Source organism: Streptomyces sp. NPDC098101 (assembly GCF_044760185.1).
GTDB lineage: Bacteria > Actinomycetota > Actinomycetes > Streptomycetales > Streptomycetaceae > Streptomyces.
The window spans coordinates 712,737-726,064 of sequence record NZ_JBIWAS010000002.1 but is presented as its reverse complement, the minus strand read 5'-3'; the positions used below and the strand labels follow the sequence as shown (position 1 = coordinate 726,064).

Genomic DNA, 13,328 nt, shown 5'->3' with positions numbered 1-13,328 from the left:
CACCGCCACGTTGCCGTCCGTACCGTGGACGATCAGATCGGCCTTGCCGTCACCAGTGATGTCCGCGAAGTACAGGCGACCCATGTCGGTACCGGTCAGGAAGCGGCCCCAGCCGGTCGACATGACGGTGCCCGGACCGAAGGTGGTGCCGAGGTTGCGGTGGACGACGACGGAGCCGTCGATCCGCTGGAGGACGAGGTCGTCCTTGCCGTCGCCGTCGATGTCGGCGGGCGTGACCTTCTCGCGGCTGACGACCTCCTTCACCCATCCGGCCAGGTCGTCGACGCGGGTGTCGACCGCTCCCGTGCGGGTCTCGGCGGGGTCGATGCCGAGGCAGCCGCCCTGCCAGGACCGGGAAGTGACGCTCACGAGCTGGGGAACGCCGTTGACCGTGCGCAGGGTGGGCCCTCCGGCGTCGCCCTGGCACACCGTCGCGGTGTCGGAGCCGTCGAGGTTGACCGCCGTGCCCGTGGCGGAGGCCATGGTGAACTTGCCGGCGTGCAGCTTGTTGGGCACCCACTCGGTCTTGGTGCGCCCGAAGCCCGCCTTCGTCAACTGCTCGCCGTCCGCGGCGGGGGCGGAGGCGATCTGCACGGGCTTGACGGCCGTGCCGGCGATCCGGGTGCTGAGCCGGACGAGGACGAGGTCGCGGTCGGCGTGCGGGACCAGGGCGAGGGCCGGCTGCACGCTGCCGCCCGTCTGCGTCAGGTCCGTGCGGCCGACGGTGACCGTCGTGGCGAGTGCGGGCTTGCCGCTGGTGGAGATGCCGGCGGAGCTGAAACAGGACGCAGCGGTGAGGACCCACTGCTCGGCCACGAGCGAGCCGGTGCAGGCGGTCTTGTCCCCGACGTTGATCTTGGCGACGAAGTTCAGTCCGGTGGTGGCGTCGGCGCCGTTGAGGGCGTTCGCGGGAGCCGTGGTGAGGACGGCGGCGAACGCCGCCACCGCACTGGTGACCCACAAGGACTGCGAGCGCTTGGTCATGGTGAGTGTTCCTTCACAATGAGGCGTCCCGCGAAGAGGGAGCGTCTCGTCAAATGGGTTGGTGGGACCGGGAGTCGGCGCCGCGCGTCGGCATGGACGCCGGTCGGCGCCCGGCCGGCCGGCCCGGGTGTCGCCGGGTGTCGGTGAGGCCCGTCAGCGCTTCGCGGTGATCTCCACGAGGGCGTGGTCGCGGCCCTCGGGGTCGGTGGCCTCCCCGACGGAGGTCCAGGCGTTCTTGAGGAGGTCGAAGGACTTCTGCTCGGCGCCCACCGTCATGTCGACCGAGGTGCTGTAGTCGTTGCCCTTGATGGCGAAGACGGCCGGGATGTCCAGGCTGAGGAAGCCGCTGCTGCCGGTCACCTTGAAGCAGACCTTGTCGCGGTCACGCGCCCACACTTCGAGGAGATCGGTCCCGCTTCCGCACGGGGCGAGGAGGATGTGGCCGTCGCCGCGCTTCAGGGTGATGCCCTGCTCGGCCAGGATCTTCGCGGCGTCGGGGTAGGAGAACGTCTCCACCGCGTACCCCGGGGCTTCGTCGGCCACCGGCGTGACGCGGAGCTGATCGGCGGGCTCGGCACCGCCCACGGCACCGGTCGCGAACAGACCGAGAGCGGCTCCCACGGCCGCGGCCGCGACCACTGCGCGACGAATGAACTTCATGACTGTCTCGTTTCTTGAATTCCCGATGAATGCCGGAGGGAACTGAGCAGGCATGAACATCCTGAGACTCCCCCGGTGCCACGATAAGCGCATCGGCACACCCGCGCCCCCACGCGGTTAATTATGCCGGGATCCGGGCACTGGAAATTCTCCCAGAAACCGGATCGGGACCTTCTGCGGCCCGCCCATGAAAGCTTCGCAGGGCCACCCCCGTCCACTGATAGTTCGTCAAGTCGACCGCAAAGAAGCTCGTCAACCATGGTGATCTCCACCACAAGGCGTGATGGTTGTGGAGAATTTCGTGAAGATCTTGCGGAAGCACCGACTGCTTGGCGTGTACATTTACCTTTTGGGTGCCGATGTGAGCACTCCCCCCTTCGTCGCCTTCCCGACCTTTTGTTTCATGCGATTCCATTCCTTCCCTGGACCTGACATCGCTTGATTGAAATACCGGGGATCCGAACGTAGGTTGGGTGCGCCGAATCGCCAGACATGTGGCGGTCATTGTCATGGGCTCATATCGCGGCCCAGGGGGGCATTACCCATATGCAGAACACGTTTTGGAGCAGGCGACGCTTCGTCGGTGTCGCGACCGCCGTCGCGGCCGCCGCCGCCTCTCCCCTGTCGCTCGCACCCGTCGGTCACGCGGCCGACGGCGGGGCCGGTACGCCGGAGCCCCTCGCGCTGCCGGACACCGAGCGCGCCAAGGTGGTCAAGGCGTGGATGCTGGGAGGGCGGGCCGTCAAGGCAGCGGCGGCCGAGGCCCTCTACGGCTCGGACGCCGACGTGCAGGCCTTCCTCCTCCAGACGTTGCCGAAGGCGACCCAGCAGGACAACTACGTCGCCCTCTTCACCTACCTCGCGACCGCGGGCAAGGGACTGCGCCGCGAGGCGACCGCCGCCATCGACGGCGGCGACAGCGCCATCAACGCCTTCGTCGCCGGCGGGTTCAAGACCGCGGTCCTGGAGGACCTCCGGGTGGCGACGTCCACCGTGTCCAGCACCGGCGGCCGGGGAGTCAAGAGGGAGGCGTCCAAGGCCCTGGACGCCGACACCCGGACGGCGCTGGAGGCCTTCCTCACCGACGGCCAGTACACGGCGCACCTGGAGGACATGCGCGTCCAGGTCTCCACCCTGATGTTCAACGCCGGTCCGGAGGTACGGAAGTACGCGGACCGCGCCCTCAGCGGCACCGAGACGGACGTCCGCTGGTTCCTCGACACCGGTCAGCACATCGCCCGCGCCCGTGACCAGGAGTCGGCCACCATCGAGGAACTCGTGGCCGTGGTCCAGCGGGAGGGCAAGCGGGCCCAGGCCGAGACCAACCTGGCCGTGGAGGCCTCCGAGCGCGCCCAGACCGCGGCCGAGAAGGCGAAGACCGCCGCCCAGAACGCGGCGGCCGAGGCCGCGGCGGCCGGAACGGACGTGACCAAGGCCAAGGCCGCCGCCACCAAGGCCGCCAAGGCGGCCTCCGGTGCCGCCGACGCGGCCCGCAACGCCATCAGGGCCTCCCACGCCGCGGTGACAGCGTCCCGGCGCGCCTCCTGGGCCGCCACCGCCGCCTCCCAGGCGGCCGCCACCGCCGGACACGCCGCCTCGGTGGCCTACAGCTCGGCGATCGCCGCGTCGCAGGACGCGGGCAAGGCGCAGGCCGCGAAGAACGCCGCGGTCGCCGCACGCAATGCCGCGGCCCAGGCCCGGTCGGCCGCCCAGGCCGCCGACTACGCGGCGACCGCTTCGGCGCAGGCCGCCGGCGCGGGCTCCGCGGCCGCCTCCGCGGCCCGCAACGCGGCCGCCGCCGCCAATGCCTCCGCCCAGGCCGCCCAGGCCTCGGGCGTGGCCCAGAAGGAGGCCGCCGAGGCGAAGCGTCAGGCGCAGATCGCGAGCAACGCCGCCAACCTGGCCACCAACGCGGCCTCCACCTCCAAGGCCCTGGCCGAATCGGCCGCCACGGCCGCCCGCACGGCCCGTGACGCCGCCAACTCGGCCGCCACCCACGCGGAGAAGGCCGCGGCCGCCGCGGAAGAGGCGGCGAAGTACGCCGGTCAGGCGATCGACTTCGCCAACAAGTCCACCGCCCATGCCGCAGCGGCGGTCCAGGCGGCCAACGCCGCCACCAAGGCGGTCGAGCAGGCGATCGCGGTCGAACAGGCCGCCCGGAACGCGGAGTCGGCCCGCCTCAACGAGCAGAAGCAGCAGGGCTTGGAGGAGGCCCGGCTGCTCGCCCAGATCGAGGCGGAGGAGCAGGCCGAACTCGCGCGGAAGCGGACCCAGGCCCAGCAGACCGAGCAGGCGCTCCAGACCCTGATCACCCAGGCCGAGCAGGCCCTCGCGGGCAACGACCTGACGCTGGCCGTCACCCTCGGCCGCAAGGCCGCCGTCGGCCTGCTGAACGCGAAGGGGGCCTGGACCCGGGAGGCCGCGCAGTTCGCGCTGTGCGGCACGGAGGCGGACGTCCGGGCGTGGATCGACACCGACCGGGGCCTCGCCCAGGACCAGGACGACAGGGAGACCGCCCTCTACCTCGCCCAGGTGTCGGCCCCCGCGATCGGCACGGCGGCGCACCAGGCGCTGGCGAGCACCGACACCCGGGCGACGCGCGCCTTCCTGACCTCCGGTCTGCTCGAGGCCGCGGCGTCCGACAACCGGGTCCAGATCTCCCGGATCATCAGCCGTTCCCCCGGGAAGGCCGTGCGGGCGGCGGCCGAGGCCGCGCTCAACGCCGACACCTCGACGGCTCTCCAGGACTTCTTCGAGAACACCTACCCGGCCGCGGTGCGGGAGGACGACGCGGTCACCGCCGCGACCCTGCTCAGCGGCGGCGGCCAGTACACCAAGGCGTACGCGGAGGTGGCTCTCGAGGGCCCCACGTGGATGCGGCGGAACTTCATCGAGCTCCAGCGGCACAAGGCCTCACAGCTCGACCACGACTCCGTGGCCCACATCTCCGCGATCCGCGGGGCCATCGCGGCGGCCGCGAAGATCGCCCACAAGGCGCAGCAGAACGCGGCCCTGGCCTCGAAGGTGGCGGCGGAGGCCCGCAAGGCGGCCCAGGAGGCCTCGGAGTGGGCCGACAAGGCCCAGATCGCCGCCGACACCGCCGAGGCGTACGCGTCGCAGGCGAAGGCCCACGCCGACGCCGCGGACAAGTCCGCCGCGGACGCCAAGGCGTCGGCGGCGACGGCCGGCGCCGCCGCGCAGACCGCGCGCGGTGCCGCACGCTCGGCCAACTACTCCGCGAACAAGGCGGTCGACGCGGCACGCAGGGCCCTGAGCTCCTCGTACAGCGCCCAGTCCTCGGCGGCGAGCGCCCGCCAGTCCGCGCTCACCGCCGGCCAGAACGCCCAGGTGGCAGCCGCCGCCGCGACCGACGCCCGCCGGATCGCCAGCCAGAAGCGACAGGCCGAGATCGCGGAAGCCGCCCGGGTGGCCGCCGTCCAGGCCCAGCGGGACCGGGACAGGAACACCGACCCGGCCGACAGCCCCACGCACGACCAGGTCAACCCGAACGGCAGCAACACCGGCGGCGAGAAGTGGTACGAGGATGCCAAGTGGTGGGCCGACGCGGCCAACTACGTCAGCATCGGCACCGGCTTCCTCGCCGCCGGCCTCGGCATCGCGAGTCTGGTCGTCCCGCCGCTTGCCGTCGCCGCCACCGCCTTGAGCTACGTTTCCCTCGGTGCCGGTGCCCTCAGTGCCGTGTTCACCGGCATCGAGTACGGGTTCACCAGCGGCGAGTTCGCCGCCTCCGCCGGCAGTGCCGTCCTCGGCCTGCTGACGTTCGGCCAGTCCAAGTGGATCGGTGCGCTCGGAGGCAGCAAGGTCGCGACGAAGGTCACCCAGTTCGGCCACGATCTCGTGTCACCCATCATCGGTACGCTGAGCACATGGTTCTGACCTGGGCCGGAAAGTAGACGTGCCCGCGGGGGCCCGTGTTCCGCACGGGCCCCCGCATCCCGTCCCCCGCAGGTCGCGAAAGGAGAACCGCCCTTGTTCCCGTCCCTCGACGGCACGTGGTGGTGGCTGATCGCCGCGGCGGCGACCGTGATCCACTGTTCCGCGATGGCGGCGTGGATCCCCGTACGACGGTTCCGGCTCGTCTACCCGGCCGTCGTCATCGGGTGCGGGGTCCCCGTCGTGGCCGTGGCCGACCTGGCCCTGTACGCCTTCGCCCTGATCGGGCTGACGATCGGGCTCTTCCCGACGCGTACACGGCTCACCCGGTGGAGCCACGAGATCAACCGGGGAGTGACGCGCGAGCGGTACGACTGGCCGCCCTCCCACCTCGTCTTCTGCGTCGTCTGTGTCGTCGGCGCGATCCTCGCCGCGATGGCGTTGACTCACTGACGCCTGCCCGCCCTCCCGGCCCGCCTGTGCCCGGGGGCCGTCAGAACCCTCCTCAGCCGTCCAGCGCCTGCGGTTCGCCGCCGACGAACCTGTGCGGGGAGAAGTCCGTAGCCCACCGCCGGGAGCCCTCAGCCCCGGCCGAGGGCGCGGCGCAGGCGGCCCCGGGGCGGGGGTTCGGCGGGCGGGGGCTCGTGGGCGTGTTCCAGTACGGCGGCGGAGACGCGGACGTGGGTGGTCGTCGTGGCGGGGCGTCCGGTGGACTCGTCCCAGCGGGAGCGGGTGATCTCCACCAGCCGGCTCGTCTCCGAGACGCGGAAGACGCGGCGGCCCACGGCCTCGGGGTCGTCGGAGTCACCGCCGGAAGCGTCGCAGGTGCGGGCCAGTTCGGCCGCCCGCGCGAGGGCCCGGTCGCGGTCGCCGTCGACCGGGACCGTGCGGACGAGTTCCCATTCACGGTGGGTCCAGGTCGTCGTCTCGACCAGGATCCACCAGCTCCCGACACCGTCCACGCCGCCTCCCCCTCGTCGCGGCCGAGCGTAATCGACGGCCCCCGGGAACCCGAAGGCCGAAGCGGCCGACCGGAGTTCGTTACGCTCCCGGCATGGCGAGCATCCGAGGGGCCGGACCGTGGCGCGCGTCCGTCGTGGACCACCGGCGGACGGAGGGCCTGCCCCCGTACGAGGGGGCCCGGCCCGCCGGTGCGCCCCTCGCCCGCCGGGGCGGCCTCGCCGTCCACGGCTCCCCCGGATCGGTCGCCCTCCACGACGCCGACGGGCACACCCGCTGGACCCGTTCCTTCGCCGGGCGCCCCAACGCCGCCCACCTCTCCGGCGACCGCGTCCTCGTCACGACCAGCTCCCTGGAGTACACCCCGTGGGGCCTCCTCGGTCCCACGCTCCTCCTGGACCTCGCCGACGGCCGCCTCGTCGCCGAACTCCGCGGCGAGCGCGCCGCCGCGCGGGGCGGCGGACGGTTCGTCCTCGGCCTGGAGGGTTACGGGGAGTTCGTGACGCGCGCGTACGACCGCGAGGGCGCCGAGACCGACCACTGGCCCTCGTACGGGCACTATGTCGTCGGCACCGGGCTGCGCGTGGTCGAGGCCGACCGCCGGCTGCCGACCCAAGGCCGTGTCGTCCGGCTCCTCCCCGGCGGCACTGTCGTCCCCGGCCCCGCCCTGAGCGACCCCCAGCCCCCGAAGCCGGTCGTCCTCCCCGACGGAACGATCCTCCTCCTCGACGGGCCGGCCGTCCGCGCCGTCGACCGGGACCTCGACACGTACGTCCTCGCCGACCTCGGCCCCGCCGCCGGTCCGCGCACCGCCCCGACCGTACGGGCCCTGCGCCGCGACGGCGACGGCCTCGTGGCCGTGGTCGCGGAACAGCACGCCGCCGAACCGACCCGCTACACCGTCGACACCTGGACCCTCACCCTGCGCGCCTGCGCCTGACCGCGAACACGACGCTCGCGGCCGTCGCGCCGACGGCGGTCACCGCGAGGACGAGCAGCCCCGGGTTCACCCACCACGGCACGATCTCCGTCCCCCGGCACACCAGGCTGACGGGGAGCGCGCTGCTGGAGTCCGGGTGGACCTTCGCCCCCGCGTTGAACCAGCAGGCGTCCTCAGGAAAGAGGAACGGCATGTACGAGAGCCCGTACATGTACAGCGCGCCACCGGCCAGGTAGGCGGACGCGGCGATCCAGGCGGCCTTCTTCGCGCGCGTACGAGGGGGCCCCGGCAACCGGGGCGCGGGCAGTTCGTCGCCCCTGCGGGCCCGAACGAGGCCCACATACGTGATCCCCGCCCAGGTCGGCAGGACCAGGGCGAGGATCACCATTCCTATGAGGGTCGCCACCGTCAGCGGCCGACGCGCCCCTCGGCGGCGGCCGTCACGAAGGCCGTGAAGGCGGCCGGCGACGCGAGGAAGGCGGGGCCTTCGGGGTTCTTGGAGTCCCGCACGGCGACGTGGGCGGTGAGGTCGGCGACCTCGATGCACTGCCCGCCGGTGTCGCCGCTGTACGAGGACTTGCGCCAGGTGGCATTGCCGAGCGGAGCGCACTCGACGCACTGGCCACCGGTGTCCGAGCTGTACGAGGACTTACGCCAGCGCGCGCCCGTCAGATTCTGGTTGGTCCCCATACTGCTCCTCCAAGATGCGGGCGATCAGTTGAGCCGATTCCTCTACGGAGAGGGCAGCCGCTCGCAGGTGATCGTAACGGAGGAACCCCTCCCGGACGGCGGACGGATTGGCGGTCATGTGCCCCTGGACGAAGTCCTCGGTGTAGACGATGTCCGGGTCGTCGTCAAAGCGCAGCAAGTTGAAGGAGCCCGGCATCCCCGCGTGAGCACCGGCTGCGAACGGAAGGATCTGGATCTTCACCCACTCCTGCTCCTGCATACGCAAGAGATGGGCGAGTTGGGCTCGCATGACCTCGCGTCCGCCGACCTCCTGGCGGAGAACCGCCTCGGTCATCACCACCCAACACAACGGGGGCGTGTCACGCTCCAGCACTCGCTGCCGCTCGATGCGAGCGGCGACCTTGGCGTCAAGGTCCTCCCCCTCCGACCGAGTTCGCAGAACCTCCCGCGCGTACTCCGGTGTCTGGAGCAAGCCGTCCACCACACCGGCCTGGAAGGAGTAGATGTACGTCGCCCGCGCCTCCATGTCCGCATACGGCTGGAACCACGTAGGCAACTGACTCTTCAGCACGAGGCCCACCAGCCTCGTGAACGTCCCGCCCGTCATCAACGCGGCGTCGAGTTGTTCCGAGAACCGCCTCGTCGGGACCTTCTTGGCCGTCTCTATCTGGCCGATGAGCGAACCCGTGCAGTAGACGACGGCACCGAGCTGGGACTGGTTCAGCCCTGCGTCCTCCCTCAGACGGCGTAATTCCGCTCCGTAGTAGTCCAGCGGCGAAGCGCTGGGATCGAGGCTGCGGACGTTGACCACGACGAGGTCACCCCCAGATCGACGCGACGAGGCGTTGTATTCAGGCCGTAGCCGAGCGTAACGAAAAGCGTCCACTCTGGTGGCATGAATCAGGCAACAGACCTCTACCCTGCGGAACTTGCGTCGAGTTATCGCATGGGTTTCACCGTGGGTGAGCACTCGGCCGGTCACATGCGCCGCATCCTGCACATGTTCCTCACGCGGTGGGAACTCGTCCGATTGTCCGACCCCGCGTCCCTCGCGCTCACCGAGCTGGTCGCGAACGTCGTCCGGCACGTGCCGGGCCGCAGGTGTTCCGTGCTGATCCTGCGCGAGCCGCACGGGCTGCGGGTGGAGGTGGCGGACGGGGTGCCCGGGACCGTGGTCGCGAAGGCGGGCGGGCCGCTGGACGAGGGCGGGCGGGGGCTCGTCCTGGTGGAGGCCGTGACGGACCGGTGGGGGGTCGAGGAGCGGGCCGGCGGGAAGACGGTGTGGTTCGAGTGCGACGCGTAGGGCACGATGGGCGCCCGTACCGCCGTACCCGTCAGTAGGAGCCACCATGTCCGAGCCCAGCCCCGAGATCCTCGCCGCCTTCGAGGCCGCGAAGGGATTCATGCCCGCCGGGGAGGGGCTCGCGCTGTACGGGGCGGCCGCCGAGGCCGCGAAGCTGGGGCTCCCGCTCCTGGAGGTCGGGACGTACTGCGGGCGGTCCACGATCCTGCTCGCGGACGCGGCCCGGCGGGCGGGGACGGTCGCGGTCACCGTGGACCACCACCGGGGCAGCGAGGAGCAGCAGCCCGGGTGGGAGTACCACGACCCGACCGTGGTGGACCCCGAGGTGGGGCTCATGGACACGCTGCCGACCTTCCGGCGCACCCTGCGCAGGGCGGGCCTGGAGGAGCACGTGATCGCGGTCGTCGGGCGCTCGCCGCAGGTCGCGAAGGTGTGGGCCGGGCAGCTCGGGTTCGTGTTCATCGACGGCGGGCACACCGACGAGCACGCCGTGAACGACTACGAGGGCTGGGCCCCCAAGGTCGCCCCCGGCGGTCTGCTCGTCATCCACGACGTCTTCCCGGACCCGGAGGACGGCGGCCAGGCCCCGTACCGGATCTACCTCCGCGCCCTGGAGTCGGGCGACTTCGAGGAGGTCTCGGTCACCGATTCGCTGCGGGTGCTGCGCCGCCGCTGAGGCCGGAACGGCCGGTGGCCGCCCCCTCGTCCGAGGAGAGCGGCCACCGACCGGGAGGATCGGGTCAGAACCCCGACGTCACGTACAGGCAGTTCGTGTAGCTGTAGCCCGGTTCGATCTTCGCCTTGCTCGTCTTGGTGTCCCCCGCCGACGACGTGCCGGTGCCGGCCCGCTTCTGGAGGAAGTGGTAGTTGCCGGCGGGCAGCAGCAGGGTCGCCTTCGGATACTTGGAGGACGGGCCGGTGCACGCCTTGATCTTCTTCGAGCCCTCGAAGATCGGGTTCGGGTACTTGGTGCAGGTCGCGCACGCGTTGAGCGTGATCCTGCCCGTGGTCGGGCCCGTGTAGAGCAGCTCGACCGAGCCGGGACCGTCGTTGCTCACCACCATGACCATCCGGGAGCCGCCGGGGGCCTTCGCCGGGGGCAAGCTCTTGCCGGCCTCGGCCTCCTCGTCCGCGATCTCGGCGGCGATGGCGATCGAGCGCGCGTGCGCGGCCTTCGGGCTGCTCGGGTGGTCCTTGGCGAACTGCGTCATGGTCGTGACCGCGTCGTCGAAGTCCTTGCTCCTGAACTGCGAGGTCCCGCAGGCGAAGTCGCCCTTCTCGATGGCCGCCGAGGTCTCCCGCGCGGCACCGTCGAAGTCGGCGCCCGGCAGGGCGTTCACGGAGGTGCGGATCGTGCGCAGCTCCACGGCGGCTTCGCAGGGGGCGGCGCCGTCGACGGCGGTGGACCGGGTCTTGACCGCCGCCCGGACGGCCGGCTCGACGCGGGTCGCGTGGTCCGACTCCGGGAAGGTGTCGAGGAGCGCGTTCAGGCTCTTCTCGGCGGGCGGGTCGGCCGACTGCACACCGAGCGCGCCCGTCCCGCACTCGTAGAGCGACTCGGCCAGCGGCTCGTCCGTCTTGGCCGGGCGGGTGCCGAGCAGGCCCTTGTCGACCGCGCCCGACAGGCCACGCAGGTGCGTGAGCGGCGCGACCGCCCGGCAGTAGTCCTTCTTCGCGTACGGGGCGGAGAGCTGCTCGTAGTACGCGTCGAGGCGCGCGGGGACCAGCTTCCCGGCCCGCGACCCGGCGTGCTTCGTGCCGAGGTCCTGGTAGGTGGCGAGCGCCAGGCGGTAGAGCGGCTCGGCCCGCTCGAAGAGGAGGCCCTGGCCGGACTTCACCCGCTCGTCGGCGGTGGTGAGGCGGGCGAGCAGGGCCTGCTCCTTCGCCTCGTCGCGGGCCGCCCCGTACGCCAGGGAGCCCCCGGCGGGCACGGCGAGCAGCACCAGGGCGAGCGGCAGCGCCAGGCGCCGGAAGGCGGTGCCGATCCGGAGGGTGGCGCGCAGGCCGCGCCGGAAGCCGTCGGCGGCGGCCGCGAGCAGGAAGACGCCGTAGCCGACGAGGACGCCGAAGGGCACGCCGTCGACGTCGGCGGGCAGCGCGACCACGAGCAGGGCGGCGGTGGCGAGCCAGCAGAGCGCGGCGCCGATCCAGTTGCGCAGGAGCACGTACCCCAGGCCGAGGCCGGAGAGGTTGAGCAGGCCGATCGCGGCGGCCTGCGCCGGGTTCGCGGGGCCGGGCGGCTGGGCGGGGGGCTGCGCCCCGTAGCCGGGCGGCGGGCCGTAGCCGGGAGGTCCGTATCCCGGCGGTCCGTAGCCCGGCGGCGGGCCGTAGCCGGGCGCGGTCGCGGGGCCGGACTGCGGGTAGCCGTAGCTGTAGTCGGGCGTGGCGCCCGCCCCGACGGGCACCGCGCCGGAGGGCTCGCCCGGGGCCCGTCCCGGCTGCCGGCCGAACGGCTGTCCCGGGTTCTGCCCGGACGGCTGTCCGGCGGGCTGTCCGGACGCCTGCGGCGGCGGGCCGAAGGCGAGCGTGGGCGTGGCGGGCGGCTGCGCAGGCGGGGGCGGGGCCGCCGAGGTCCCCGGAGACCCCGGGGCCTCCGGGGCTCCGGGAGACCCCGGGGCCTCCGGGGCCCGGCCCGCCGGGGGCACGGGGGCCCAGGGCGGTGCCTCAGACGCCGGGGCCACGCGCGGGTCCGGGGCCGCCGGGCCCCGGTCCCGGGCCCGGTCCGGCCGGTTCGGTGCGTCCCCGCCCGGGATCCTGTCGGCCGGCTCGGGACGTGCGTCGTTCGGTTCTTCCCCCACCACGGTCCCCCTCGTGGGTCCATGCGCGGTGACACGCCACCGTCGCCTCTTGTGACTACCCTTCACCGTCCCCGCACACGCGTCCACCGTTCTCCGGAGGCGGTGACCAACCTGCGACGTACCCGTGCGGGTTTTCGCCGCGCGAAGGCCTAAAGTCGCGGGGTGCCGAACGACCACGGGAAGACCGCCCGCCGTACCCTCGCCCTCGTCCTCGCCGCCACGGGCTGCTGCGCCGCGCTCGCCGGGTGCGGGGCCGCCCCGGACCCGGCCGACCCGCCGTCCGGGAAGGGTCCGGAGCGGTCGGCGGCCCCCAGCACCCCGAGCACCCCGAGCACCCCGCGGCCGAGCCGTACCCCCTCCTCCCCCGCCCCCTCGGCTCCGGAGGGCCGGTCCCTCGCCGGGCGGACCGTCGTCGTCGACCCCGGGCACAACCCCGGGAACTTCCGGCACTCCAAGGAAATCAACCAGAAGGTGAACATCGGGACGAACCGCAAGGAGTGCGACACCACGGGCACGTCGACGAACGACGGGTACACCGAGGCCTCCTTCACCCTCGACGTCTCCCACCGGCTGCGGGACCTGCTCACCGCGCGCGGGGCGACGGTGGTGTTCACCCACGACGCCGACCGCCCCTGGGGTCCGTGCATCGACGAGCGGGCCCGGACCGGCAACGAGGCCCGCGCCGACGCCGTCGTCTCCGTCCACGCGGACGGTTCGGCCGCCGGGCACCGCGGATTCCATGTGATCCTCCCCGCACGCGTGCGGGAGGGCGCCGCCGACACCGCGAAGATCGTCGGACCCTCCCGTGAACTGGGCGAACGGATCGCGGACCGGTTCGCCCGCGCCACCGACACCGCGCCCTCCAACTACCTGGGAAACGGTACGGGGTTGGACGTACGGGACGATCTCGGCGGACTCAATCTCTCAACCGTCCCCAAGGTCTTCGTCGAATGCGGCAATATGCGTGATCCGAAGGACGCGCAGCTGCTCGCGTCGGCGGCGTGGCGGCAGAAGGCGGCGCAGGGGATCGCGGACGGCATCGCCACCTACCTCCAGGGGTAGAACCGGCGGGCGATAGATTCTCCGTACGATGGGGCCG

The 13,328-nt window shown here is 72.4% G+C and carries 13 protein-coding genes; 6 read left to right on the top strand and 7 right to left on the bottom strand.

Annotated elements, in window-relative coordinates:
- Both ACIQVI_RS10325 and ACIQVI_RS10320 read right to left on the bottom strand, forming a co-directional pair.
- The coding region (locus ACIQVI_RS10325; protein WP_403593549.1) for a trypsin-like serine protease at positions 1–984 on the bottom strand (984 nt) is incomplete at its 3' end.
- A gap of 153 nt (positions 985–1,137) precedes the next feature.
- A complete protein-coding gene (locus tag ACIQVI_RS10320; protein ID WP_403593546.1) occupies positions 1,138–1,644 on the bottom strand; it encodes a hypothetical protein in 507 nt (168 codons plus the stop codon).
- Between the two features lie 546 nt (positions 1,645–2,190).
- Here ACIQVI_RS10320 and ACIQVI_RS10315 point away from each other — a divergent pair.
- Complete coding sequence (locus tag ACIQVI_RS10315) at positions 2,191–5,541, top strand: ALF repeat-containing protein (RefSeq protein WP_403593543.1); 3,351 nt, start codon at positions 2,191–2,193, stop codon at positions 5,539–5,541.
- Positions 5,542–5,634: 93 nt separating this feature from the next.
- Positions 5,635–5,991, top strand: a complete 357-nt coding sequence (locus ACIQVI_RS10310) for a hypothetical protein (RefSeq protein WP_403593540.1) — start codon at positions 5,635–5,637, stop codon at positions 5,989–5,991.
- A 128-nt stretch (positions 5,992–6,119) separates the two neighbouring features.
- On the opposite strand, the gene ACIQVI_RS10305 is transcribed toward ACIQVI_RS10310, so the two are convergent.
- Positions 6,120–6,500: a hypothetical protein gene (locus tag ACIQVI_RS10305; protein ID WP_403593537.1), complete on the bottom strand. Its 381-nt coding sequence runs from the start codon at positions 6,498–6,500 to the stop codon at positions 6,120–6,122.
- Positions 6,501–6,592: 92 nt separating this feature from the next.
- On the opposite strand from ACIQVI_RS10305, the gene ACIQVI_RS10300 reads away from it, so the two are divergent.
- Entirely contained in the window at positions 6,593–7,438 is an 846-nt protein-coding gene (locus ACIQVI_RS10300) for a hypothetical protein (RefSeq protein WP_403593534.1), read from the top strand.
- Here the strand turns inward: ACIQVI_RS10300 and ACIQVI_RS10295 are convergent.
- From ACIQVI_RS10295 to ACIQVI_RS10285, 3 genes are read right to left on the bottom strand one after another with little or no spacing between them, the layout of a single operon-like run.
- The gene (locus tag ACIQVI_RS10295; protein WP_403593531.1) at positions 7,416–7,826 is read right to left on the bottom strand and encodes a hypothetical protein; all 411 of its coding nucleotides are present in this window, start codon (positions 7,824–7,826) and stop codon (positions 7,416–7,418) included. The genes ACIQVI_RS10300 and ACIQVI_RS10295 overlap by 23 nt on opposite strands.
- Positions 7,827–7,846: 20 nt before the next feature.
- Positions 7,847–8,128 carry a DUF397 domain-containing protein gene (locus tag ACIQVI_RS10290; RefSeq protein ID WP_403593528.1) on the bottom strand — a complete coding sequence of 94 codons (282 nt, stop codon included), beginning with the start codon at positions 8,126–8,128 and terminating at the stop codon, positions 7,847–7,849.
- Positions 8,088–8,939, bottom strand: coding sequence for a Scr1 family TA system antitoxin-like transcriptional regulator (locus tag ACIQVI_RS10285; protein ID WP_403593525.1), 852 nt, complete (start codon positions 8,937–8,939; stop codon positions 8,088–8,090). Before ACIQVI_RS10285 ends, ACIQVI_RS10290 begins: the two co-directional genes overlap by 41 nt.
- A 135-nt stretch (positions 8,940–9,074) precedes the next feature.
- Between ACIQVI_RS10285 and ACIQVI_RS10280 the strand changes: the two genes are divergently transcribed.
- Positions 9,075–9,431 carry an ATP-binding protein gene (locus ACIQVI_RS10280; RefSeq protein ID WP_403593522.1) on the top strand — a complete coding sequence of 119 codons (357 nt, stop codon included), beginning with the start codon at positions 9,075–9,077 and terminating at the stop codon, positions 9,429–9,431.
- A 46-nt stretch (positions 9,432–9,477) separates the two neighbouring features.
- Positions 9,478–10,107 carry a class I SAM-dependent methyltransferase gene (locus ACIQVI_RS10275; RefSeq protein ID WP_351973907.1) on the top strand — a complete coding sequence of 210 codons (630 nt, stop codon included), beginning with the start codon at positions 9,478–9,480 and terminating at the stop codon, positions 10,105–10,107.
- A 64-nt stretch (positions 10,108–10,171) separates the two neighbouring features.
- Here ACIQVI_RS10275 and ACIQVI_RS10270 read toward each other — a convergent pair whose 3' ends face one another.
- A complete protein-coding gene (locus ACIQVI_RS10270; RefSeq protein WP_403593519.1) occupies positions 10,172–11,836 on the bottom strand; it encodes a hypothetical protein in 1,665 nt (554 codons plus the stop codon).
- Between the two features lie 555 nt (positions 11,837–12,391).
- Here ACIQVI_RS10270 and ACIQVI_RS10265 point away from each other — a divergent pair.
- Positions 12,392–13,291 (top strand): N-acetylmuramoyl-L-alanine amidase, encoded by a 900-nt coding sequence (locus tag ACIQVI_RS10265; RefSeq protein WP_403593516.1) that lies wholly within the window; start codon positions 12,392–12,394, stop codon positions 13,289–13,291.
- Positions 13,292–13,328 lie beyond the last annotated feature (37 nt).

What these genes read in the sequence shown, in the direction of transcription:
- ACIQVI_RS10320 (WP_403593546.1), bottom strand. Translation starts at nt 1,644, where the DNA reads ATGAAGTTCATTCGTCGCGCAGTGGTCGCGGCCGCGGCCGTGGGAGCC.
- ACIQVI_RS10315 (WP_403593543.1), top strand. Translation starts at nt 2,191, where the DNA reads ATGCAGAACACGTTTTGGAGCAGGCGACGCTTCGTCGGTGTCGCGACC.
- ACIQVI_RS10300 (WP_403593534.1), top strand. Translation starts at nt 6,593, where the DNA reads ATGGCGAGCATCCGAGGGGCCGGACCGTGGCGCGCGTCCGTCGTGGAC.
- ACIQVI_RS10295 (WP_403593531.1), bottom strand. Translation starts at nt 7,826, where the DNA reads ATGGTGATCCTCGCCCTGGTCCTGCCGACCTGGGCGGGGATCACGTAT.
- ACIQVI_RS10290 (WP_403593528.1), bottom strand. Translation starts at nt 8,128, where the DNA reads ATGGGGACCAACCAGAATCTGACGGGCGCGCGCTGGCGTAAGTCCTCG.
- ACIQVI_RS10280 (WP_403593522.1), top strand. Translation starts at nt 9,075, where the DNA reads ATGGGTTTCACCGTGGGTGAGCACTCGGCCGGTCACATGCGCCGCATC.
- ACIQVI_RS10275 (WP_351973907.1), top strand. Translation starts at nt 9,478, where the DNA reads ATGTCCGAGCCCAGCCCCGAGATCCTCGCCGCCTTCGAGGCCGCGAAG.